General features: G+C 38.9%; 20 protein-coding genes. 11 read left to right on the forward strand and 9 right to left on the reverse strand.

All coding sequences use genetic code 11. The features are described from left to right. The first annotated feature begins 1 nt into the window (after nucleotide 1). From BTO21_RS04920 to cobB, 6 genes are all read left to right on the forward strand, one after another. On the forward strand, nucleotides 2–619 hold the full coding sequence (locus BTO21_RS04920; RefSeq protein ID WP_045030416.1) for a TorD/DmsD family molecular chaperone: 618 nt from the start codon (nucleotides 2–4) through the stop codon (nucleotides 617–619). 65 nt (nucleotides 620–684) lie between these two features. After that, nucleotides 685–882 (forward strand): twin-arginine translocation signal domain-containing protein, encoded by a 198-nt coding sequence (locus BTO21_RS04925; RefSeq protein ID WP_045030418.1) that lies wholly within the window; start codon nucleotides 685–687, stop codon nucleotides 880–882. Between the two features lie 12 nt (nucleotides 883–894). Next, nucleotides 895–3,753: a formate dehydrogenase subunit alpha gene (locus tag BTO21_RS04930; protein ID WP_045030420.1), complete on the forward strand. Its 2,859-nt coding sequence runs from the start codon at nucleotides 895–897 to the stop codon at nucleotides 3,751–3,753. 11 nt (nucleotides 3,754–3,764) lie between these two features. Then, the gene (gene fdh3B / locus BTO21_RS04935; protein WP_045030423.1) at nucleotides 3,765–4,382 is read left to right on the forward strand and encodes a formate dehydrogenase FDH3 subunit beta; all 618 of its coding nucleotides are present in this window, start codon (nucleotides 3,765–3,767) and stop codon (nucleotides 4,380–4,382) included. A 171-nt stretch (nucleotides 4,383–4,553) separates the two neighbouring features. After that, nucleotides 4,554–5,564 (forward strand): formate dehydrogenase subunit gamma, encoded by a 1,011-nt coding sequence (locus tag BTO21_RS04940; protein ID WP_373455476.1) that lies wholly within the window; start codon nucleotides 4,554–4,556, stop codon nucleotides 5,562–5,564. Between the two features lie 153 nt (nucleotides 5,565–5,717). After that, complete coding sequence (gene cobB, locus BTO21_RS04945) at nucleotides 5,718–6,476, forward strand: Sir2 family NAD+-dependent deacetylase (protein WP_275658182.1); 759 nt, start codon at nucleotides 5,718–5,720, stop codon at nucleotides 6,474–6,476. 102 nt (nucleotides 6,477–6,578) lie between these two features. Here cobB and BTO21_RS04950 read toward each other — a convergent pair whose 3' ends face one another. The 4 genes from BTO21_RS04950 to potA all read right to left on the reverse strand — a co-directional run bounded on the left by BTO21_RS04950 (nucleotide 6,579) and on the right by potA (nucleotide 10,742). After that, a complete protein-coding gene (locus BTO21_RS04950) occupies nucleotides 6,579–7,631 on the reverse strand; it encodes an extracellular solute-binding protein (protein ID WP_045030428.1) in 1,053 nt (350 codons plus the stop codon). 384 nt (nucleotides 7,632–8,015) lie between these two features. Continuing rightward, nucleotides 8,016–8,783, reverse strand: a complete 768-nt coding sequence (potC, locus tag BTO21_RS04955) for a spermidine/putrescine ABC transporter permease PotC (protein ID WP_065193700.1) — start codon at nucleotides 8,781–8,783, stop codon at nucleotides 8,016–8,018. Further along, the gene (gene potB / locus BTO21_RS04960; protein WP_045030430.1) at nucleotides 8,783–9,640 is read right to left on the reverse strand and encodes a spermidine/putrescine ABC transporter permease PotB; all 858 of its coding nucleotides are present in this window, start codon (nucleotides 9,638–9,640) and stop codon (nucleotides 8,783–8,785) included. The genes potC and potB overlap by 1 nt, the downstream gene beginning before the upstream one ends. Further along, a complete protein-coding gene (gene potA, locus BTO21_RS04965; protein ID WP_045030432.1) occupies nucleotides 9,624–10,742 on the reverse strand; it encodes a spermidine/putrescine ABC transporter ATP-binding protein PotA in 1,119 nt (372 codons plus the stop codon). Before potA ends, potB begins: the two co-directional genes overlap by 17 nt. Nucleotides 10,743–11,186: 444 nt before the next feature. Here potA and BTO21_RS04970 point away from each other — a divergent pair, with 444 nt between their 5' ends. Both BTO21_RS04970 and pepT read left to right on the forward strand, forming a co-directional pair. Then, a complete protein-coding gene (locus tag BTO21_RS04970) occupies nucleotides 11,187–12,020 on the forward strand; it encodes a DUF2189 domain-containing protein (protein WP_065193721.1) in 834 nt (277 codons plus the stop codon). 318 nt (nucleotides 12,021–12,338) lie between these two features. Further along, nucleotides 12,339–13,568, forward strand: coding sequence for a peptidase T (gene pepT / locus BTO21_RS04975; RefSeq protein WP_045030435.1), 1,230 nt, complete (start codon nucleotides 12,339–12,341; stop codon nucleotides 13,566–13,568). Nucleotides 13,569–13,663: 95 nt separating this feature from the next. Here the strand turns inward: pepT and BTO21_RS04980 are convergent, their stop codons facing one another. Beyond that, entirely contained in the window at nucleotides 13,664–13,906 is a 243-nt protein-coding gene (locus BTO21_RS04980; protein ID WP_045030437.1) for a hypothetical protein, read from the reverse strand. A 155-nt stretch (nucleotides 13,907–14,061) separates the two neighbouring features. Beyond that, nucleotides 14,062–15,546, reverse strand: a complete 1,485-nt coding sequence (locus BTO21_RS04985) for a carboxypeptidase M32 (protein WP_045030439.1) — start codon at nucleotides 15,544–15,546, stop codon at nucleotides 14,062–14,064. Nucleotides 15,547–15,895: 349 nt separating this feature from the next. On the opposite strand from BTO21_RS04985, the gene BTO21_RS04990 reads away from it, so the two are divergent. Both BTO21_RS04990 and ttcA read left to right on the forward strand, forming a co-directional pair. Then, nucleotides 15,896–17,074: a D-alanyl-D-alanine carboxypeptidase family protein gene (locus BTO21_RS04990; RefSeq protein ID WP_045030440.1), complete on the forward strand. Its 1,179-nt coding sequence runs from the start codon at nucleotides 15,896–15,898 to the stop codon at nucleotides 17,072–17,074. A 162-nt stretch (nucleotides 17,075–17,236) separates the two neighbouring features. Further along, on the forward strand, nucleotides 17,237–18,130 hold the full coding sequence (gene ttcA, locus BTO21_RS04995; protein WP_045030442.1) for a tRNA 2-thiocytidine(32) synthetase TtcA: 894 nt from the start codon (nucleotides 17,237–17,239) through the stop codon (nucleotides 18,128–18,130). A gap of 80 nt (nucleotides 18,131–18,210) precedes the next feature. On the opposite strand, the gene BTO21_RS05000 is transcribed toward ttcA, so the two are convergent. Continuing rightward, nucleotides 18,211–18,993, reverse strand: coding sequence for a hypothetical protein (locus BTO21_RS05000; protein WP_052672677.1), 783 nt, complete (start codon nucleotides 18,991–18,993; stop codon nucleotides 18,211–18,213). Between the two features lie 3 nt (nucleotides 18,994–18,996). Beyond that, nucleotides 18,997–20,715 (reverse strand): trypsin-like serine protease, encoded by a 1,719-nt coding sequence (locus tag BTO21_RS05005; protein ID WP_045030444.1) that lies wholly within the window; start codon nucleotides 20,713–20,715, stop codon nucleotides 18,997–18,999. A gap of 148 nt (nucleotides 20,716–20,863) precedes the next feature. Here BTO21_RS05005 and BTO21_RS05010 point away from each other — a divergent pair, with 148 nt between their 5' ends. Beyond that, nucleotides 20,864–21,172: a hypothetical protein gene (locus tag BTO21_RS05010; RefSeq protein WP_045030446.1), complete on the forward strand. Its 309-nt coding sequence runs from the start codon at nucleotides 20,864–20,866 to the stop codon at nucleotides 21,170–21,172. Between the two features lie 53 nt (nucleotides 21,173–21,225). On the opposite strand, the gene uspE is transcribed toward BTO21_RS05010, so the two are convergent. Continuing rightward, nucleotides 21,226–22,170 carry a universal stress protein UspE gene (gene uspE / locus BTO21_RS05015; protein ID WP_045030448.1) on the reverse strand — a complete coding sequence of 315 codons (945 nt, stop codon included), beginning with the start codon at nucleotides 22,168–22,170 and terminating at the stop codon, nucleotides 21,226–21,228. Between the last annotated feature and the right edge of the window lie 262 nt (nucleotides 22,171–22,432).

The raw sequence follows: 22,432 nt of genomic DNA on the forward strand, positions 1-22,432 counted from the left end.
TATGGAAAACGCAGCTATGAATGCTTACACGAATCTTGCCGATCAAGACGATCTACTTCGAATTGAAATTTATAACATGTTGGCACATTTATATCGTCAAGCACCTGAAGAATCTGTACTTGAATTTCTTGCCAATCTTGATGTTGATACAGATAAAACATTTCAACGTCAAACGATGGCTTCAGCTTGGCCTTTACTAAAACTTGCGGCTCAGAAAACGACATTAATGAGTGTTGAAGAAGAATATCAAGATGTGTTTATTGGCATTGGTCGTGGGGAAGTTATTCCATTTGGTTCATGGTATTTAACTGGTTCTTTAATGGAAATGCCTTTGGCTTATTTGCGTCAAGATTTAAAACAATTAGGTTTTGAACGTGCTCAGTCTGTGATTGAACCCGAAGATCATATATCCGCATTGCTAGAGGTTATGGCTATGCTGGTGGAAGGCGGTGATGAACTGCTTCAACAAACATTTTTTAATCGTCATCTTGCCCAATGGTGTGAGAAATTTTGTACCGATTTAAAAGCCGCTAAGAGTGCTGTGTTTTATACCGCTGTTGGTGAGTTAGCTTGGCAATTTTTGACGATAGAGAAAACCCGTTTCTTAGAATCCCAGTAAAAAGATACTCGCTATAATAAAAATCGACACCTGTTAATTAGCGTGGCGATAGAGGAGCAAACGCAATGAGTGAGCAAAAAACAAATAATAGTCGTCGTCAATTACTAAAAAATATTGGTTTGACTGTAGCGGCTGGTGCTGTAGTTGCAGGGACGACAACTGCTGTTCAAGCATCGACAGCAGAGACTGAAAACAAAGAACCTAAAACAAAAAAAGGGTATCACGAAACCCAACATATTCGTGATTACTACAATACCCTATAAGCGGAGCTTGAAATGAAACTGACTAAACGTTCCGATAAAGTGAGCAAAGACGAAAACCAATTAGGTATTTCTCGCCGTTCTTTTATTCGTAATTCTTCTCTTGCTGCCGCTGGTGGTGTTGCAGGTGCGAGCCTTTTTGCGCCGAGTTTTATGCGCAAGGCGGAAGCATTCCCGGAGGCTGACTACAGCGCACCTAAAGTGGTTAAACGTACAATTTGTTCTCACTGTTCTGTGGGTTGTGGCATTTATGCTGAAACTCAAGATGGTGTATGGACCCATCAGGAACCTGCTTTTGATCATCCTTTTAATGCTGGTGGGCATTGTGCAAAAGGGGCTGCGTTACGTGAGCATGGCCATGGTGCTAAGCGCGTAAAATACCCAATGAAGTTGGTTAACGGTAAGTGGAAAAAATTAAGTTGGGAACAAGCATTAGACGAAGTTAGTCAACAAGTGCTGAAAATTCGTCAAGAGTCAGGCCCTGATTCTGTTTACTTTTTAGGTTCGGCTAAACATAACAACGAACAAGCGTATTTGTTCCGTAAAATGGTGTCGTTATGGGGGTCTAATAACGTCGATCACCAAGCGCGTATTTGTCACTCCACCACGGTTGCTGGTGTAGCAAACACGTGGGGTTACGGTGCAATGACCAACTCACTGAATGACATGCATAACTGTAAGTCGATTCTATTTATTGGTTCTAATCCAGCAGAAGCTCACCCTGTTGCGATGCAGCATATCCTGATCGCTAAAGAAACCAACGGCTGTAAGATTGTGGTAGTAGATCCGCGTCGTACACGTACGGCGGCAAAAGCTGATCACTTTGTTTCTTTACGTCCAGGTACTGATGTTGCCTTTGTTTGGGGTGTGCTATATCACATCTTCAATAATGGCTGGGAAGACAAAGAATTTATTCGTCAACGTGTTTACGGCATGGAAGAAGTACGTGAACAAGTGGCAAAGTGGAATCCGAAAGAAGTTGAGCGTGTAACCGGCGTACCAGAAGATCAAGTTTATCAAACGGCAAAAATACTGTCTGAAAACCGCCCTGGTTGTGTTGTGTGGTGTATGGGTGGTACGCAACATACCACCGGTAATAACAATACTCGTGCTTACTGTATTCTTGAATTAGCCCTTGGCAACATGGGTAAATCAGGCGGCGGCGCGAATATTTTCCGTGGTCACGATAACGTACAAGGTGCAACAGACTTTGGCGTATTGTCTGACAACTTACCGGGCTATTACGGATTATCAGAAGGAGCTTGGAAACACTGGGCTGAAGTATGGGATATTGATTACTCATGGCTACAAGGCCGTTTTGATCAAAATACCTATAATGGTAAAAAGCCAATGAACAGCGCCGGTATTCCTGTATCTCGTTGGATTGATGGTGTTTTAGAAAACAAAGATAAGATCGAACAACGCGATAATATTCGTGCGATGTTCTATTGGGGACATGCGGTTAACTCACAAACCCGTGGACCTGAGATGAAAACCGCGATGGAAAAGTTGGATATGATGGTGATCGTCGATCCATACCCTGGTGTTGCTGCGGTAATGAATGGACGCACTGATAACGTTTATCTTTTCCCTGCAACCACGCAGTTTGAAACTTATGGCTCAGTAACTGCAACTAACCGTTCTGTTCAATGGCGAGATCAAGTGATTGAACCATTGTTTGACGCAAAACCTGATCACGAAATCATGTACTTATTATCTAAGCGTTTAGGTATTGCTGATCAATTATTCAAACACATCAAGGTTGAGAATAATAAGCCGAACATTGAAGATATTACTCGTGAATATAATAAGGGTATGTGGACAATCGGTTATACAGGTCAAAGCCCTGAGCGTTTGAAAGAGCATCAGAAAAACTGGGGTACGTTTGATTTTACCACTCTTGAAGCTATTGGCGGACCGATGAACGGTGAAACCTATGGTCTACCATGGCCATGTTGGGGTACGCCAGAAATGAAGCATCCAGGTACACATATTCTTTACGATACCTCAAAAACAGTCGCAGAAGGTGGCGGTAATTTCCGTGCCCGTTTTGGTGTTGAGCGTAATGGTGTCAGTATGCTGGCTGATGATAGTTATTCATTGGGCTGTGAACTTGAAGATGGTTACCCAGAATTTACCGCGAAGATGCTAAAGCAACTCGGATGGTGGGATGACCTAACTGCAACTGAAAAAGTGGCAGCTGAAGGTAAAAACTGGAAGACAGACTTGTCTGGTGGTATTCAGCGTGTTGCGATTAAACACGGTTGTATTCCATTTGGTAACGCGAAAGCCCGTACTGTTGTATGGACATTCCCTGATGCTGTGCCTATTCACCGTGAGCCGTTGTACACACCGCGTCGTGACTTATTGCCTGAGTACCAAACATGGGACGACAGCAAGGCGATGTTCCGTTTGCCAACACTTTTTAAATCAATTCAAGAGAAAGACGTATCAAAAGAATACCCCATTATTCTAACGTCAGGTCGTTTGGTGGAATATGAAGGTGGTGGCGAAGAAACCCGTTCGAATCCGTGGCTTGCTGAACTTCAAAAAGAAATGTTTGTTGAAATCAACCTCAAAGATGCAAACGATATTGGCATTAAAGATGGTGAAATGGTGTGGGTTGAAGGCGCAGAAAAAGGGCGTATTAAAGTGAAAGCGATGGTAACGCCTCGTGTTCGTGAAGGCTTGGCTTTCTTACCGTTCCACTTTGGTGGTGAATTTGAGGGTGTAAGTCTACGTGACCGTTATCCTGAAGGTTGTGCGCCTTATGTTTCAGGTGAGGCAGCCAATACAGCAACCACGTATGGCTATGATCCTGTTACCCAAATGCAAGAAACCAAAGTTACCTTGTGTAAAATCACTAAAGCGTAAGGAGTCATCTGATGGCACGTATGAAATTTCTTTGTGACTCTAAGCGTTGTATTGAGTGCAATGGTTGTGTAACAGCTTGTAAAAATGCCAATTCAGAAGCGGTTGGTTGGGGCATTCAACGTCGTCGCGTTGTAACCTTAAACGATGGTCTTCCTGGGGAAACCTCGATTTCTGTAGCCTGTATGCACTGTAGTGATGCGCCTTGTATGGCGGTATGTCCTGCGGATTGTTTTAGCCAAACAGAAGATGGCATTGTGCAGCACGATAAAGATTTATGTATCGGTTGTGGCTATTGCTTGTTTGCTTGCCCGTTTGGTGCGCCACAATTTCCTAAGCAAGATGCGTTTGCTGAGCGTGGGAAAATGGACAAGTGTACCTATTGTTCTGGTGGCCCAAATACTGAACCGGGTTCTGAAAAAGAACGTTTACTTTATGGCGCAAACCGTATCGCGGAAGGTAAGTTGCCAATGTGTGCTTCGATGTGTTCAACGAAGTCATTACTTGCTGGTGATGCTGAAAAAATATCTGAAATTTTCAGTAAGCGTGTTGTTGCTCGTGGTGCAAAAGATGCCGGTTGGGCAAGCACGGATGATTTAGCCTACGATGCAAGTAAAGTACGTAAAGCTTAATCATCCTTAGATGGGCTTAACGCGTAATGCTTAAGTCCATTTATCGACTCGTTGTAATAGTTAGGTGCGCTGTTGGAAGAGGTGTGCCGATTAATCTGCTTTTTGAAGTAGATAGGAGCTTTAATGATTAAGCGAATTCAACGCTGGTTAACTATCATGGTTACCGCTTTAATGATGGTGTTTTCGGTATCCGCTATGGCAAGTGGTAGTGATACAACGACTGCTGGTGAGTCCGTAGTAAAGAAAGAAGTGATTGGCTTTGCTGGGGCTGATTATTGGCGAATGGTAAAAGATGGCGAAAAGGGTTACACCACATCAGGTTGGCCTGAGCACGATGTGTTAATCAGTGTGCCTGGACAAACATGGTATATCCTCAAAGAAAAGTGGATGTCACCATTAGGTGCATTAGCGATTTTTGGTAGCCTTGTGATGGTGACTCTGGCATATGTGGTGATTGGACCGCTAAAGCTAAGTAAGCCCAAAACTGGCCGTAAAATCAAACGCTGGAGCCGTATTGATCGCGCATTGCACTGGAGTATGGCATTTACTTTTCTTACTTTAGGGTTCAGTGGCTTAACGCTCGTTTATGGTAAACATTTTATTAAGCCCATTGTGCCTACTGAAATTTGGGGTTGGATTATTTTAGCCGCCAAGCAATACCATAACTATATGGGACCTATTTTTGCGATTCTGTTACTCGCGGTATTGATTAAATGGTGGCGTAAAAGCACCTTTAATAAAGTCGATCTTGAATGGTTTAAGAAGATGGGCGGTATGGTGGGTAAGCATAAAGGGTCGCATCCATCAGCGGGTTTCTCTAACGGTGGTGAGAAAGCTATCTTCTGGTTATTGATTGTGTTTGGTTTTTCAATTGCTGCCAGTGGTTTTGTATTAGATTTCCCTATCTTTGATCAAACCCGTCGTGATATGGAGCTATCAAACTTACTCCACATGTTATCGGCACTGATTTTGATCTGTGGCTTTATCTTCCATATTTATATTGGTTTATTTGGTATGGAAGCAGGCCTTGATGGCATGGTGACAGGCGAAGTTGATGAAACATGGGCACGTGAACACCATAATTTGTGGTTTGATGAGGTAAAAGATTTACCTGAGAATCAGCCGGGTTATGAGCTGGAAAAAACGACAATAGATAAATCTAAGCCATCAATTGATAGTTAAATATTAAGCATTAAATGAAAGTCGATACACTTTTAATAACAAAGTGTATTGGCTTTTTTTATGTGCATAATTTGTCGCTAATGGCAATAAAGTATTCCTCATACTAACGTCTAATAAAAAACACCGTTAAACCATATAAAATCAGTGGTATAAATAGGAGAGAAAGTTAATTTTTATTACTACCATAGGGATGTTGTTATGTTATTTCCTTACAAAAATATTGTCGTGCTAACAGGGGCTGGCATTTCTGCAGAATCGGGGATCCGCACTTTTCGTGCTGCAGATGGATTATGGGAAGAACATCGAGTTGAAGATGTGGCAACCCCTGAAGGTTATCAACGCGATCCTGAATTAGTGCAAGCGTTTTATAATGCCCGCCGAGCACAGATAGAAAATGGATCTGTTGCGCCTAATGCTGCCCATTATGCCTTAGCAAAGTTAGAAGCGGAGTTAGAGGGTACGGTAACGATTGTTACTCAAAACATCGACAATCTTCATGAGCGAGCTGGTAGCCACAATGTTATTCATATGCATGGTGAGCTCTTAAAAGTTCGCTGTTGTGAATCAGGTCAAACGTTAGTATGGCAAGGTGACTTACATACCAGCGATCACTGTCATTGCTGCCAAATCTCAGCACCGTTACGACCTGATATTGTATGGTTTGGGGAAATGCCTATTGATATGGATAAGATCCATGATGCGATAGTGAAAGCAGATTTGTTTATTGCTATTGGCACCTCTGGAAATGTTTATCCTGCAGCAGGGTTTGTCCATGAAGCAGCATTGCAAGGCGCACATACAATAGAGCTTAATTTAGAGCCGAGTAATGTTGAAAATGAGTTTGAAGAGAAGCGTTACGGCAAAGCATCGGTGCTTGTACCTGAATATGTTGAAGAATTGCTCAATACATAAGAATTGAGCAATCTAGTTGTTGCCATAAAAGTGATGGTAATAAAAAACCGAGCTAGAAAGCTCGGTTTTTTGTATATCGTTAACTTTAATTAACAGTCGCGATTATTCGCCAGCTTTTAGTTTTTGGAAGTATTCTTCGTAAACTTCACTCATAGGACCAACACTGTTTTGCCATTCACCAGCATCCATTACTGATTGTGGCGGGTAGATACTTGGGTCATTTACGAAACTAGCTGGTAATAGCTTTTTCGCCGCTTCAACAGGTGTTGGGTAACCAATTTGTAGTGCGATTTTAGCTGCAATATCTGGGCGTAGTAAGAAATTGATCATCTTATATGCGTTATCAACATGCTTAGCATTGATTGGAATTGCTAAGCTGTCCATCCAGAAGATTGCACCTTCTTTTGGCCATACGATATCAATTGGTGCGCCTTCTTTACGCGCCATGTATGCAGAGCCATTCCAAAGCATACCTAATGGTGTTTCACCAGCCATGTATGGGTTAGCAGGGAAGTCAGAGTTAAATACCAATACGTTAGGCATTAACTTCTTAAGTTCTTCATAAGCGGCTTTAATTTGCTTAGGATCACGGGTATTACCAGAATAGCCTAGCTTACGTAATGCAACTTGGAACACTTCACGTGCATCGTCCATCATCATTAGCTGACCCTGCCATTTAGGGTCCCATAAATCAGCCCAGCTCGTGATTTTTGATTTATCGACTACATCAGTGTTAACGCCGATACCTGTTGCACCCCAAATGTAAGGGATAGAGTAATTATTGTTAGGATCAAAAGGTTTATTTAAATAGTTTTTACCAATACCAGCAAAATTAGGGATCTTTGATTTATCGATCTTTTTCAGCATACCTTCCTTACTCATTTTAGAAACGAAGTAAGTTGAAGGGACGATTAAATCGTAGCCTTTATCATAAGTTTTTAATTTAGCGTACATGGTCTCATTCGACTCGTAAGTCGAATAAATTACTTTAATACCGGTTTCTTTTGTGAACTGTTCTAGTACATCGTTAGGGATGTATTCAGACCAGTTGTAAAAGTATAACTTGTTACTATCTGAATCTGCAGCAGTGGCAATGTTTGAATACATTGACACAGCACAAACTGCACCGGCCATCATTAAAGACCATTTTTTCATTGTTGTTAGCTCCTAACTAAACAGGATATCGAGAGTGCTCTCTAGCGGCTTAGACCGCCTCTCCTAATTTTGTGTCGTTTATAAAGTCAGCATAAAGCGTGTACTTTTTAAACAAATATGAATTGGTATACGTAGCTAGTATAGCAGATAAAATCATACCGCCATTACAAAAATGAACACTTCGAAGAGATATTTATTTACAGAACATTGATTAATAACAGGTAGTTAACCTTTATATAATATTGTTATACAAATCGATAAAAAGACTAATTTAACCAGAAAAGGGAATAGGGTTATTTATATTGAATGAGGTGGTAAATTAAAGATAAAAAAATGGCTAACTTTAGTAAGTTAGCCATTTAATGATCGTTAAAAACGTTGATGCTACTTTTTATCTCTTGCGAGTAGTTGCGAACAAATCACAAGGACCAATGAAATGACTAGCATTATAGCTGCTAATGCATTGACCTCTGGTGAAATACCGACTTTAACCATCGAGTAAATCTTTAAAGGTAGAATTTCATAACTCGGACCAGTAACAAATGAACTCACAATTACGTCATCAAGTGATAGTGTGAAACTAAGTAGCCAGCCAGCAGCAACAGCAGGTTTAGCCAGTGGTAAGATAATCTGCTTTAGAATTACCCATTCACTCGCACCTAGGTCACGTGCTGCTTCAAGCATTTTTACGTCAAAGCCTTTTAAGCGACTGTATACGGTTACTACAACAAACGGCAAACAAAAAGTAATATGTGATAGTAATAACGTTAAGAAGCCAAGATTAGCACCAATTAATAGGAACAAAGCTAATAATGAAATAGCCATTACAATATCAGGTGACATCATCACTAAAAATAGCATACCTGATACGAACTTCTTGCCCTTGAAGTTATAACGAAATAGGGCAACCGCCGTTAAACTACCAATTAATGATGCAGCCGTCGCGGAAATTACAGCAATCGTAATTGAGTGCCCCGCAGCTTGCATCAAGCTATCATTGTTGACCAACTCGCCATACCATTTGGTGGTAAAGCCACCCCATTTCATACCAAACTTACTGGCATTAAATGAGTTAATGATCAAAATGATAATTGGAGCATACAAAAACGCGTATACGAACGACATAAAGCTGAATTTAAAGAAACGTCCCATTATTCAAGCTCCACTTTTTTGTTCAGTAATTTTCCTGCGCGATAGTAGGCATATAGCATAATTGCCATCGCTAACGTCAGTGCAATACTGGTTGCAGAGCCAAATGGCCAATCACGCGCGTTGAGTACTTGACTCTTAATCACGTTACCAATCAGCAAGTTTTTCGCACCACCAAGTAAATCTGATACGTAGAACATACCTAATGCTGGTAGCAACACTAATAAACAACCTGCAATAATACCGGGCATTGTTAGTGGGAAAATAACTCTAATGAACGTTTGAAACTTATTTGCACCTAAATCTCGAGCGGCTTCGATGTAGTTATTATCGAGTTTTTCTATCGCTGAGTATAAAGGTAGCACCATAAATGGCAGTAGAATATAGACTAAGCCAATCATTACGGCATATTCGGTGTACATAATGCGAATGGGCTTATCGATAATATCTAAGTACATTAACGCATTATTTAGGATACCACGCGTACCTAACATCAGTTTTAAGCCATATGTACGGATCAGCGAGTTGGTCCAAAAAGGTACAATAACTAAAAACAGCATAAAAGGACGCCATTTTTCAGGCATCTTGGCAATGGCATACGCAAAAGGGTAGCCAATTAACAAACAGAATAACGTTGCTGTTATTGCCATATTAAATGAATGCAAAAGTACTTTTGCATACATTGGATCGAAGAGACGTTCGTAGTTATCTAACGTGAACACCATTTTGATCAAGTTTGCATCATCACGAGTTAAAAAACTCGTACCGATAATCATTAGGTTGGGTACAAATACAAACAGTAGTAGCCAGCTTACAACAATCGTTATGATGATGTTTTGGAGATTAAACTTCTTGCTCATCTGCTAGCACCACTTCCCAACTTTCAACCCAAGTAATGGCAACTTTTTGATCAAGAGAGTGGTCTACGTCAGGATCATCTTCGTTGAAGAATTCACTAACCATTACCGACTTTCCTGAATCGAGCTGTACCACAGAATCAAGCGTCATACCTTTATAAGTACGTTCTTTAACTTTACCTAAAATGCCCGTAGTCTGATCGCCATTATGAATTTCTTCAATGCGAATATCTTCTGGACGTAATAGCACTTTTACTTTGTCGCCAATGGCAACATCAAGCTCACAGTGAATTAAAGAATGACGACCTTCTACATCTGCCATAATACGCTTACTGTCTAAGCGCTCTTTAACGATAGCATCAAACACGTTGATTTCGCCGATAAAGTGAGCAACAAATAAGTTCGTCGGCTCTTCGTAAATTTCACGAGGAGTGCCATCTTGTTCAACATAACCATCGCGCATAACGATGATACGGTCGGACATAGAAAGTGCTTCTTCCTGATCGTGAGTTACGAAAATAAAAGTAATGCCAAGTTTCCGCTGAAGTTGTTTCAGTTCAAGCTGCATTTGTTTACGTAATTTGTAATCAAGTGCAGAAAGTGATTCATCAAGCAAAAGAACTTTTGGTTTGTTAACAACTGCGCGTGCAATCGCAACACGTTGTTGCTGACCACCTGACAATTGATGTGGTTTACGAGGGGCAAACTTATCAAGCTGCACCATACGCAATGCTTCCATAACTCGAGGTTCAATGTCTCTCGATGGCACTTTTTGCATGCGTAAACCAAACGCGACGTTCTCAAACACTGTCATATGTGGAAACAGTGCATAACTCTGAAACACCGTATTAACGAGACGCTGTTCAGCTGGAATGTCAGTAACATCTTTATTGGCAATGGTGATCTGACCGTTATCGGCAGTTTCAAAGCCAGCAATAAGACGAAGCACTGTGGTTTTTCCACAGCCTGATGGACCTAAAATGGTTAAAAATTCACCATCGTTTACGTCTAGGTCCAAACCTGTAATGATTTGCTTACCGTCAAAGCTTTTGCTAAGACCCTTCAGCTGAATTACGGGTTTCTTAGATGTTTTTGCAACGTTCAATTCTACGTTATCTCCACCTTGGGACTGATTGGTTAAGCCCCAATATTTTGGCTAAAATTAGGGGCGCATAATAGACCTGTAGTCTTTCAATTTAAAGCGTTTTCTCACTAAATTTATAGATTAACGTCTACATGGTTTAATGATAGCACGTTGATTCTGTGTAATATGGTCACTATTACAATGAATACTGGAAAAATAAATTACGATTAAAGTAATAATAAGCCCATTTTATTTTTAAGCTCAAATATTTATCTTTTATGTTCAATAAGAGGGGATTCTCTTTTACAATAAACTAAAACGAGCTGTAGTTATCACCTTAGTGATGACTTATTGCCCCTTTTTTGTGTATTAACATGGTCTTGAAATAAATTTTTACGTGAATAGTGTTTTTGTACAATGATGAGTAACGTACAATGCGCTCACCAAAATAATGATGATATGAGTATGAAAGAGACAACTAAAAAAAGTTTTCACGTTGGTGGTTCAATTGAAAAAGCAATGGCTGGTAATGTTGAGCTACAACCCATCGCTGTTCTTCAAGAAGCGTTTAAGATAACAGCAAAAAATTACACCAAGTATTTACCAGCAGTTATTTGTTTGTTTATTGCACAGATCGCATTGTTGCTATTGAGTCTAAAAATACAGTTAGGCAGTCCAAATGTGTTTTTTGATGCCTTTATTACAGGGAAGGGGTTTACTGCAGATATTTTGAAAGCGGGCTTTATGGCTAACTTTTGGTCTGATATTTTGATTGCTCCTTTATATGTTGGCGTAAGTTTAATGGCGCTGAATCATTCAGTAGGGCTGCCAACGAAACCGAGTCAAATCGTTAAAGGTTTTTCATTTACATTAGTGTCGATTATTACGATGTTATTAATTTCCTCAATTCAGGGGATTGGTAGCAGTATCTTCCCTTTAGTAGGGTTATTTTTAACAATGGCATTAAGTATGGCCATCCTACTTGTTTGTGAGAAGCGTGTAACGCCGATTAAAGCTATTCAATATTCATTTATGGCGACGGTTCGAAAAGTGATGCCAATGACTGCCATTTACTTGGTTGTGATGATTTTCTTTTTTCTGTCTATTGTTACAGCGGGTATAGGTTTACTTTGGACACTGCCATTTTTCTTTAATGTAAAAGCAATTATTTACCGCAATATGTTTGGTATTACATTGCAAGTTACATCAGCAACACCGAATACAGATGATCATAAATCAGAATCAAAGCCTGACGATAATGTCAGTGAGCCGATTAACAATGATACGTTTAATGCGTAACTCAGCGGTGATATATGAAAAGAGCTCCTTTTTATAAGGGGCTTTTTTTTAAGTAAAACACCTAACGCACTATAACTTTATGGTGGTTAAATAATATCTACATTACCGAAAAAATTAACTTTATCAATCACTTTTAAAATGCATCTCAATAAAACTAACTGTAATTTATCGCTTATTTAAAAGTGATGTCTAATTTTACAAAAAAAAAGAATCAATGATGACGTATCTCAATGTCATTCATTCGCAATTAGATAATACTCTTGTTAATAGTTAATAGCGGCAGTACAAACTGTCAACTTCAGCAAGAAAGGCGAATTAATGGATAAGTTAATAGAACGTTTTTTACGATATGTAAGTTTTGATACTCAATCTAATGGTGTAGTTTCTTCTTGTCCTAGCACACCAGGGCAGCGTGTATTAGCTGAAGAACTTCAAGCGGAAATGATTGAGCTTGGACTCAGTGACGTTTCTCTTGATAATAATGGTTATATTACGGCACGATTACCTGCAAACATGGAAGGTGACATTCCCGCGATTGGCTTTATTGCCCATATGGATACAGCACCTGATGCATCGGGTAAAAATGTTCGTCCGCAACTTGTTGAAAATTACCGTGGTGGTGATATTGCTTTAGGAATAGGGGATGAGGTGCTATCGCCATTCCAATATCCCGACCTTAATAAGTTACACGGTCACAATATTATTACGACTGACGGGGCAACCTTACTTGGGGCTGATAATAAAGCAGGGATCGCTGAGATAATGACAGCTATTGCTTATCTTATTGCTAACCCAATCATCAAACATGGTGATATTTGTATTGGTTTTACGCCTGATGAAGAAATTGGCCGTGGTGCTAATTTGTTTGATGTCGAAAAATTTGGCGCGCAGTGGGCTTATACCATTGATGGTGGTCCAATCGGTGAATTGGAATATGAAAACTTCAATGCGACCTCTGCGGATGTTATTTGCCATGGCGTAAATGTTCACCCTGGTACTGCAAAAAATAAAATGGTTAATTCCATGAATATTGCGGCACAATTTCAGTTAATGATGCCTGCAGATGAAACCCCTGAATGCACTGATGGTTATCAAGGTTTCTACCACCTAAAGTCAATGGAAGCGTCTGTTGCTCGCACTGAACTTGGCTACATCATTCGTGATTTTGATCGTGATGGTCAAGAAAAACGTAAAGCATTTATGCAGCAAAAAGTTGATGAGTTAAATGATAAGTTAACGCAAGGTCGTGTAGAACTGATATTAACGGATTCATATTTTAATATGCGAGAAATGGTTGCCCCGCATCCACATATTATTGAAATTGCTCAACAATCTATGCTTGATTGTGATGTTAAACCTGACATTAAGCCTATTCGTGGTGGTACCGATGGGGCTCGATTATCATTTATGGGTTTACCTTGTCCTAATATCTTTACTGGCGGTTACAACTTCCACGGTATTCATGAGTTTATTACCGTTGAAGGTATGGAACTTGCCGTTAAAGTAATTGTAAAAGTTGCAGAGAATACAGCGAATCGATACGCCTAATTTGTCTTTTTAACTGTTAAAATAAAAAAGCCACTACCAACGAACTCTTTCTCGTTGATAGTGGCTTTTTTTAATGTAAAAACAGTGTTTATTGTTTAAGCGTGATCGTTGCTTAGCATTTCATTTAAACGCTTTAAAATCGCATGGACAGCGTGGCCTTTAGTGATTTCACCGCCGTTTTCAACTTCAATTTCATGCTTATTATGTAAACCTGTTGCATCTTCGGCAATATGTAGCCAGTCAGGATGCCAATAGAATGATTGGCCGCCATCGGTGATCCAGTTATGTACACCACAATTTTCGCCGTGGTAATTAAGATCTGCTGCTTTATAAGTCATTCTTAAATCCTTTAATGGTATCGTTATATTTATTAGTAAAGAGTATAAAAAACAATGATGATGAAACTGTGATCTATACGGTATTATTTTGCTAAAGATTACAAATAAGTAAAACAAATAACATTTTTTTGTATCTATACCAAAAAATATTGTTGTTAGTTGCTTAAATAACGCTCTATTAGGTGCTTTTTAAAATGCTCAGGGTTCAATGTTTCACCCGTTGCTTGCTCCACCAGCTTGTCGGTTGATAACGTTGAGGCTTTATCCCAAATGTTATTATGCAACCATTCAAATATTGGCGTTAAGTTACCTTGAGCGACTAACTGTTCAACATCCATTTCTTTATTAATTGTCGCCATAAATTGCGCTGCATACATTGCACCTAGAGTGTAGCTTGGGAAATAGCCAAAGCTGCCGTCAGTCCAGTGAATATCTTGCATACAACCATCGGTGAAATTCCCTTGTGTTGACAGCCCAAGGTATTGAGACATTTTCTGATCCCAAATAGCGGGAATATCATCAACTTCAATATTACCTTCAATCAAGTCACGTTCAATTTCATAGCGTAAAATAACATGTGCAGGGTAGGTGACTTCATCGGCATCAACACGAATAAAACCTGGTTTAACTCGCGTATTGATAAGACAAAGGTTCTCTGCTGAAAGTGAATCTTCTTTTGAATCGAAAGCCTGTTGAATCATTGGGGCTAATAAGCGACTAAATGACGAGCTTCGTGATAATTGCATTTCACAAAATAGGCTTTGTGATTCATGAATCCCCATTGAACGTGCTTCACCTACTGGCAAATCTCGCCATTGTTGAGGTAACCCTTGCTCATAACGCGCATGACCTGTTTCATGGATAACCCCCATAAGTGCTGATGTAAAATCATTTTCATCATAGCGAGTCGTAATACGCACATCTGTTGGTACACCACCACAAAATGGATGAGTACTGATATCAAGTCTGCCATGTTCAAAATCAAAGCCGAGTAATTTCATTGCTTCAAGACTTAATGCTTGTTGTTGTTCAATAGCAAATGGGGCAGAGAGTGGTATTGTTACCTCTGTCGCTTGTTTGGCTTCTACTTGTTGGATTAATTGAGGTAACCATGATTTTACCTCTGCAAAAATACCGTCTAATACTGCTGACGTCATACCTGGTTCATAAAGATCTAATAGCGCATCATAGCGACTTAGCCCTGTCGCCTGTGCTCGAATAGCAGCTTCTTGGCGTGCTAATTCAACTACTGGTTTTAAATTAGCCTTAAAGCCTTCCCAATCATTCGTTTTACGTTGTGAACGCCAAGCATGTTCACATTGAGACCCCGTCAATGATTGTTGCTCTACAAGCTCAGCAGGTAAAATATTTTGCATCATCCACTGACGTTTAAGAGCCGCTAAACTAACTCGTTGCTCAGGGGTAAGATCTTCTGTTTCAGCTTTCGTGAACCAATTTTCCAAATAAGAGGCTGTGGCAAGTTCATGTGAAATAACAGCAAGCTCGGCCATTGCCTCTGAGCGTGCTTGGGCGCCACCATTCGGCATGATAGCAGCCTGATCCCAACCACAAATCGCATTAAGGTGACCAAGTCGAGACAGTTTTTTAGCATGACGCTCTAATTTATTGTAATAGTTCATACTTGTTCCTAATTAATAAACAGCAATAGAATAAATTTAACCTAACATTTCACTATTTAATAGAGATAGTCGGCTTGTAAGGTAATAAAAATGCGAACGCAGTAGGAATTATTAATTAAAATAAAAATAAGCAGTAGTTAATTGCTATTAATGATTTATAGTTACCTCTATTAGCGCTATATAATGTAATTAGTGATAGCAATTGGTAAGACAATGTTACCAAGACCTGTTTTATTATATTTTTTCGCTATACTGGCAATCAGTCTAAATACCTATTAGGTCACTATCTGCAAGTCCTCAATAGCTATGTAGATTGATATTATCGTTTTTTAAAGGAATTTTGCCTCACATGGAAAAGACTACTCGGTTTTTCTCTCTTGTTGGTGCTACAGCGCTTTACTCTTTATCTTTTTCAGCGTCTGCATCTATGCCGACGGTTGTGCCTGATGCACCGACATTAAGTGCTAAAGGCTATGTATTGATGGATTACAATACAGGAAAGATCCTAGTAGAAAAGGATGCAAACGAAAAACTGAATCCAGCTAGTTTGACGAAATTAATGACAAGTTATGTCGCTGGTCAAGAAATGAAGCAAGGCAATATTAATGAGAAAGATCTTGTTGTTATCAGCCGTAATGCTTGGGCTAGAAATTTCCCAGATTCATCAAAGATGTTCATTGAAGTAGGTAGCGAAGTCCCTTTAATGGATCTATTTCGTGGCTTGATTATTCAATCAGGTAACGATGCAAGTGTTGCCATTGCTGAGCATGTTGCTGGCTCTGAGCAATCATTTGTGAGTTTAATGAATTCATGGGCGGCAAAGTTAGGTATGAATAACTCTAACTTTGCTAACCCTCATGGCTTAGATAATAATGAGTTATATACGACTCCTTATGATATAGCGTTATTGGGTCAAGCCCTTATTCGTGATTTGCCAGCAATTTACCCGCTATACAGCGAAAAATCATTTACTTATAACAATATTACGCAACGTAATCGTAACGGCTTGTTAAATGATCCAAGCATGAATGTCGATGGTATGAAAACGGGTTATACCAGTGGAGCAGGTTACAGCCTAACCAGTTCAGCGACTGAAGGGGATATGCGTTTAATTGCGGTTGTGATGGGTACAAAAAGTACTAAAACACGTGAAATGGAAAGCAAGCAACTATTAAACTACGGCTTCCGTTTCTTTGAAACAGTAACACCACATAAAGCTGGCGATGAAATTATTACTGAACACGTATGGTTTGGTGATAAAGATCAGGTTAAATTAGGTGTTGATAAAACAAGTTATGTGACACTGTCACGTAATGACACCAAAAAATTAACCGCCAGTGTTGAGCTAAATAGTGAACTTGAAGCGCCTATTACGAAAGGCCAACAAGTTGGTGAAATCATTTATTCAGTCAATGATAAGCAAGTAGGTAAACAACCGCTTGTTGCATTAGAACCCGTTGAAGAAGGCAGCTTTTTTAGCCGTTTAATTGACCAAGTTAAGAAATTTGTGATGAGCTTTTTTAAGTAATTACATTTTCAGTTAGCTTAAATAAGCCCAGCCATTGCGTGTTGGGCTTTTTTATTGTGTATAGCTATTTCCAGTCAACAATAAAATACGTATAATTCATGCCCTATAAATTCTTATCCCGTAATTCTACTATCGATGTTGTCGGTAGTTCGAGAAGTAGTAATGAATCAGACAGATAACCGTAAAGAAACACTTGAATATAACAAACTGCAAAAACGTCTTCGCCGCAATATGGGTAACGCCATTATTGATTACAACATGATCGAAGAAGGTGATGTGGTAATGGCCTGTATTAGTGGTGGCAAAGATTCATTTGCGATGCTGGATATTCTGCTTAATTTAAAGAAAGCAGCGCCAATTAATTTTGACGTTGTTGCGGTTAATCTTGATCAAAAGCAACCCGGCTTTCCTGAGCATATTTTGCCAGAGTATTTTCAAAGCCTAAATATTCCTTACTACATTGTCGATAAAGATACTTATTCTGTTGTTAAGGAAAAAGTAGAAGAAGGTAAGACGACGTGTGGCTTATGCTCACGTTTACGTCGTGGTACCTTGTATTCTTTTGCTGAAACGATTGGTGCGACTAAGATTGCACTAGGGCACCATTTAGACGATATCGTTGAAACATTATTCTTGAATATGTTCCACGGTTCACGCTTAAAAGCAATGCCACCTAAGTTACGTTCTGATGATGGCCGTAACGTCGTGATCCGTCCATTAACGTATTGCCGTGAAAAAGATCTAATCAAATACGCTGAATATAAGCAGTTCCCAATTATTCCTTGTAACCTTTGTGGTTCACAAGAGAATCTACAACGTCAAAGCATTAAAGCAATGTTGATGGATTGGGATAAAAAGACACCAGGTCGTGTTGATGCGATATTTAAATCAATTCAGAATATCAGCCCAAGCCAATTAGCAGATAAAAACTTGTTTGATTTTGTTAATTTACCATTGGATCGTGAAGGTGACAGAGCTGAATATGCTTTCACTGAAGCAACAGTTTCATCGACGAATATTGATGAAAGTATGTTCATTGATGTCACTAACGTTTAATTAGCGTTTGTAGCAAAAAATCAATAAAAAACGGCACCTTACTATCAAGTAGGTGCCGTTTTATTATAGTGGCCATCATACTATTTTACATTTAGAAACTGCTCTGAAAACGGTTGTTTGTTATTCGTAATTGCTTGATTATTATTATCAATTAATTGATCTTTACTGGCTATCCAACCTTTATTTTTTACTGTTCTTAGATGATATTCTTGCTTATCATCAGTAATAAAATTGCCTTCTTTTATCTCTCTTATTTGGGTTATTTTACCTATATCTTGCCGCTGAGAATTTTGTAATCCCCATATAATAACGTCGTTTTTCTCTCTTTGAATCGATGCAATGACAATTTGTTGGGTACCCTTATTGGGTAATGACAGTATTAGACTATCTCCTAGAACGAGTTGATTTAATAAAGCATCATCCATTTGCATTACAGTGGCATCATTTGCTAAAGAAAGTTGCTGCTCTAACTCAACTTCTTCTTTTAAATGAGGTCGATACACCCATAAATTACTACCGGTTAATAAGTTAATATTGCTATTGATGGTTGGTGAATTACCTATACTCATTACGGGCATTAATGGTTCATCATAATGATGAGGTTGAGCAACGAAGATATGTTGTTCATCAGGAATTGGAGCGTTTGTTATCTCTTTATCTATTTTGCTTAACACATCAAAATTTTCAGGAATAGGGGTGATTTCATGCTCAATGCTACTTGAAGCAATAGTCGCTGGCTCATTAATCATAGCCTTTGATGAAGGGTGAGGCCAGTTACTATTGGCATAATAACCGCCTATACCAACACCAACTACCGCTATAAGTATCAGATATCGATAATGTTGATACAAAAACTGATACATAGACTACTCCGTAATATTTAAATGAACATTAAGACGGAGATCTTGTTTAAACCTACGGTTATGCAAGCCTCGAGCAGTAACAGGGAAACTTCCTTTATATTCACCTATTTCTAAGTCTGGATTATCTTCAGCAATAAAACTGACTCGCAGCTCGCCATAGACAGGGCCTGTTTTACGGCAATAAGCCGCGTTATTCATCATCGACCAACCACAACCAAGATAGCGCTCACCACGTAAGATAACTGTCTGAATAGCGCCTGTTTGGCTATTTTTTACATCTATAGCAAGATGACTATAAAGTCCCGTACTTCGACTCCATCGAGGACGATTAGAGCCTCTTTTATTGGGTGATAGATAATACACCGTACCGCGGAACTTACTTTCATAGCGTTCACTAATAAATGGTGATTCCGCAGTAATAGTACCGTCAAAAGGCAGTGTTTCAGAGATAGTAATATTAGTATTAATTGTCACACTGTCATTATAATCACGATTATAGAGGCTTTTAACATTAAACGTAAAATCACCGCTATAACGACCGATAGGTAAGTCAGGGTTGTCCTTTTGACTAAATTGTACTTTTAATTGACCGAGATTGGCTGCAGGGTAACACCAAGCACTGTTATTAACTTTCCCCCAACCACAATGCGTCTTACGTTGCCCTTGTAACCAAACAAGATAGGTCGTATCCGTTTGTTGATGAATGAGGTTAGTTGAAAACAAGGTGGTTTTATGAGGATAACGCCATATATAGCGGGTAGGGCCATTAATGATATTATTACCTTTCACATAATAAACAGAACCTCTTAGATCTTTCTCTAATCGTTCTGTCTCAAGTATATTTTTTTCGGTCAATACAAAAACGGGTTGTTCTTCGATTTCAGTTGGAATGTCATCCACTGTTTTTAACATAGGAACAATACTTTTTAGCCATTGGCTATTTAAAGCAATTGGAGCATGACCTGAATAACCGTATTGCCATCCAAACCACCATGATGAAATACCAACGGCAACATCAGCACCTTTACGTTGCTGCCAGATTGCAGAACCACTATCACCAGGAGAGGCAAATGCCCATGCTGGTGTATTTTCAATAGCTCGATTAATCAGACAGTCTTGATATAAAAAACGTAATTGCCCAGTACCATTACGTTTACCTAGCCAACCTAATTGACCCAATGAACGCGACCCAAAAATACCAAAGCCGGTTAAATCAATAGAATCTAATAAAAGATCTTTATTAAAATGGTTATCTATATACGGTTGTTTAATAACATCGCCATTACTGTCTAACGGATCACTGACTTTAGGGATTTTTGCAACAGCAATATCAGAGCTACAACCAGTATATTGATTAAAGTAATTTGTTGATTGGCCAGAACTAATAACAGTACCATCCTGTAATTTAAAGCTCACGTATTGACCTTGATGTTGATCATTTTCAGAACCTTGCAGACAATGTGCCGCAGTTAATATATAGCTATATTGTTGATCACTACCGAGCCAAGTACCTGAACAATAACCCCGTCCAATCACTAATCCAACATAATTATATTTTTCTGCATTAGCCTTCGAATGCAATTTATCGCTGATATTATTGACTAATGCGGGATCTAAACTTCCGCCTAATTCAATATATTTACTATCATTAATGCCGATTGAATACCCATTAAAAGATAATAAACATATAAATAGCACTACTATTCTATGAATTTTACGCATAATGAACTGCTTAATAACGAACTAATAGCTACAGTTTAGTACAATATCCGTAAGCTAATTATTTATTGGTTTTCTAATAACAAAGAACTTATACCGTCTGTTTTTATTTATTGATATCATTGAACAAATTGAGGTATTAGGATTAAGAATGATAAAACTACCGTTAATGGTACTAACAGGGCTTTGTTTAGCCATGGTGGGATGCAGTTCTCATCAAGCACAACAAATGGGGCTTCAAGGTAGTAGCGTAAACAGTTATGCTCGACACATGACTAATAGCCAACTTTGTGAAACTTATCTTGGTGAGCGAGCAACTAATCAAACTCGCGTCTCATTAGCGGCAGAGTGGAAATATCGCAAGCTCAGTCATGCTTATTGTTCAAAGCAAGCAAATGAGTGGTATATAACAAAGTTTACGAAGTGGCTGGCTAATGAAAAAGCCATTGAGCCTAAATAACAAAAACGCCTCAATTGAGGCGTTTATCTTTAAATAGCCATGAATAGATCTTATTAATCAATAGAGTTAGGTGCTAACGGACTAATATAACCATCAGGTTTTAAAGCCAGTAAGTCACAGTTTAAGCTATCAATAGTATTCTCTGCCGTATTACCAATAAAGACTGCGGATAACCCAGTACGTCCCGTAGTACCAAGGATCACAAGTTCTGCATTTATTTCATCTGCAACTTTTGGAATAACCTCTTCAGCCAAACCTTCTATAACATAGGTTTGTTCTTCATCAATAGTATACTTCTGACGTAAGGCTTTCATTGTCATTAAGTGATGACCACGAACAGCATCAGTGTATGACGCAGGATCAAACTCAGGTAGTTCAATAGTAATATTGACAGGTGTAGCAGGGTAGGCATTAACTAAATTAACATTTGCATGTGTGATTGATGAGAAAGCAATCGCTTCCTTTACAATTTTATCATTAAGATCTTCATGGGTTTCATCTTCAGCTGATAAATTCACACAAGCAAGAACATTACCATTTGCTGGCCAGTTTTCACCTTTTACTAATAAAACAGGAACAGGGCATTTACGTAATAGATGCCAGTCTGTTGGTGTAAAGATAACTGATCCTAATTTTGCATGTTCATGTGTGGCTTTTATTAATAAATCAATATCTTGGCTAAATACGTCGGCAATAATAGATTCGTAAGGACGGTTATGCCATACGACTTTAATTTCGATGTTAATGCCTTTCTCTGTATGAGGCTGTATGATTTCTTTTAGCCATTCTTCACGTTGCATAACGACACCACGACGCATTGCATCACGTTCGTCAGAAGAAAGCATTGATGTCATTTCATATGAGAAGTCATAAATAGCGAGGAAAACAATAATCTTTACGTTATCACAAGTCTTCGCTAAATGAATCGCACGAGAGATTGCAGGTTGTTGTTCGCGTTCAGGATCAGCGACAACAAGTATATTTTTATATTTTTGCATAATAATGTCTCCCTACGGCAGAATCTCTTTTTGAATCAATAAAAACAAAGAGAACATATGTGCCGCTGCATTTATCTGATGCACTTTTAAATCAAGTGATTAAAAAATTAATATAATATTTACTGTACTCTAAACCAACCAAGATGGGGAGTAGTTTGAGTAAGAAAATGTAAAAATGAGATAAATGAACAATAATATAGATTCATAATGTATGACTACATAATGTAGATTATCGATAATAAAGAAAAGCAGACATATAAAA

The sequence above is a fragment of the Photobacterium phosphoreum genome, assembly GCF_002954725.1.
Classification (GTDB): Bacteria; Pseudomonadota; Gammaproteobacteria; order Enterobacterales; family Vibrionaceae; genus Photobacterium; species Photobacterium phosphoreum.

Excerpts from the sequence above, each read along its gene's own strand:
- BTO21_RS04920 (WP_045030416.1), top strand. The coding sequence starts at position 2 with ATGGAAAACGCAGCTATGAATGCTTACACGAATCTTGCCGATCAAGAC.
- BTO21_RS04925 (WP_045030418.1), top strand. The coding sequence starts at position 685 with ATGAGTGAGCAAAAAACAAATAATAGTCGTCGTCAATTACTAAAAAAT.
- BTO21_RS04930 (WP_045030420.1), top strand. The coding sequence starts at position 895 with ATGAAACTGACTAAACGTTCCGATAAAGTGAGCAAAGACGAAAACCAA.
- fdh3B (WP_045030423.1), top strand. The coding sequence starts at position 3,765 with ATGGCACGTATGAAATTTCTTTGTGACTCTAAGCGTTGTATTGAGTGC.
- BTO21_RS04940 (WP_373455476.1), top strand. The coding sequence starts at position 4,554 with ATGATGGTGTTTTCGGTATCCGCTATGGCAAGTGGTAGTGATACAACG.
- BTO21_RS04950 (WP_045030428.1), bottom strand. The coding sequence starts at position 7,631 with ATGAAAAAATGGTCTTTAATGATGGCCGGTGCAGTTTGTGCTGTGTCA.
- potC (WP_065193700.1), bottom strand. The coding sequence starts at position 8,783 with ATGGGACGTTTCTTTAAATTCAGCTTTATGTCGTTCGTATACGCGTTT.
- potB (WP_045030430.1), bottom strand. The coding sequence starts at position 9,640 with ATGAGCAAGAAGTTTAATCTCCAAAACATCATCATAACGATTGTTGTA.
- BTO21_RS04970 (WP_065193721.1), top strand. The coding sequence starts at position 11,187 with ATGAAAGAGACAACTAAAAAAAGTTTTCACGTTGGTGGTTCAATTGAA.
- pepT (WP_045030435.1), top strand. The coding sequence starts at position 12,339 with ATGGATAAGTTAATAGAACGTTTTTTACGATATGTAAGTTTTGATACT.
- BTO21_RS04980 (WP_045030437.1), bottom strand. The coding sequence starts at position 13,906 with ATGACTTATAAAGCAGCAGATCTTAATTACCACGGCGAAAATTGTGGT.
- BTO21_RS04985 (WP_045030439.1), bottom strand. The coding sequence starts at position 15,546 with ATGAACTATTACAATAAATTAGAGCGTCATGCTAAAAAACTGTCTCGA.
- BTO21_RS04990 (WP_045030440.1), top strand. The coding sequence starts at position 15,896 with ATGGAAAAGACTACTCGGTTTTTCTCTCTTGTTGGTGCTACAGCGCTT.
- ttcA (WP_045030442.1), top strand. The coding sequence starts at position 17,237 with ATGAATCAGACAGATAACCGTAAAGAAACACTTGAATATAACAAACTG.
- BTO21_RS05000 (WP_052672677.1), bottom strand. The coding sequence starts at position 18,993 with ATGTATCAGTTTTTGTATCAACATTATCGATATCTGATACTTATAGCG.
- BTO21_RS05005 (WP_045030444.1), bottom strand. The coding sequence starts at position 20,715 with ATGCGTAAAATTCATAGAATAGTAGTGCTATTTATATGTTTATTATCT.
- BTO21_RS05010 (WP_045030446.1), top strand. The coding sequence starts at position 20,864 with ATGATAAAACTACCGTTAATGGTACTAACAGGGCTTTGTTTAGCCATG.
- uspE (WP_045030448.1), bottom strand. The coding sequence starts at position 22,170 with ATGCAAAAATATAAAAATATACTTGTTGTCGCTGATCCTGAACGCGAA.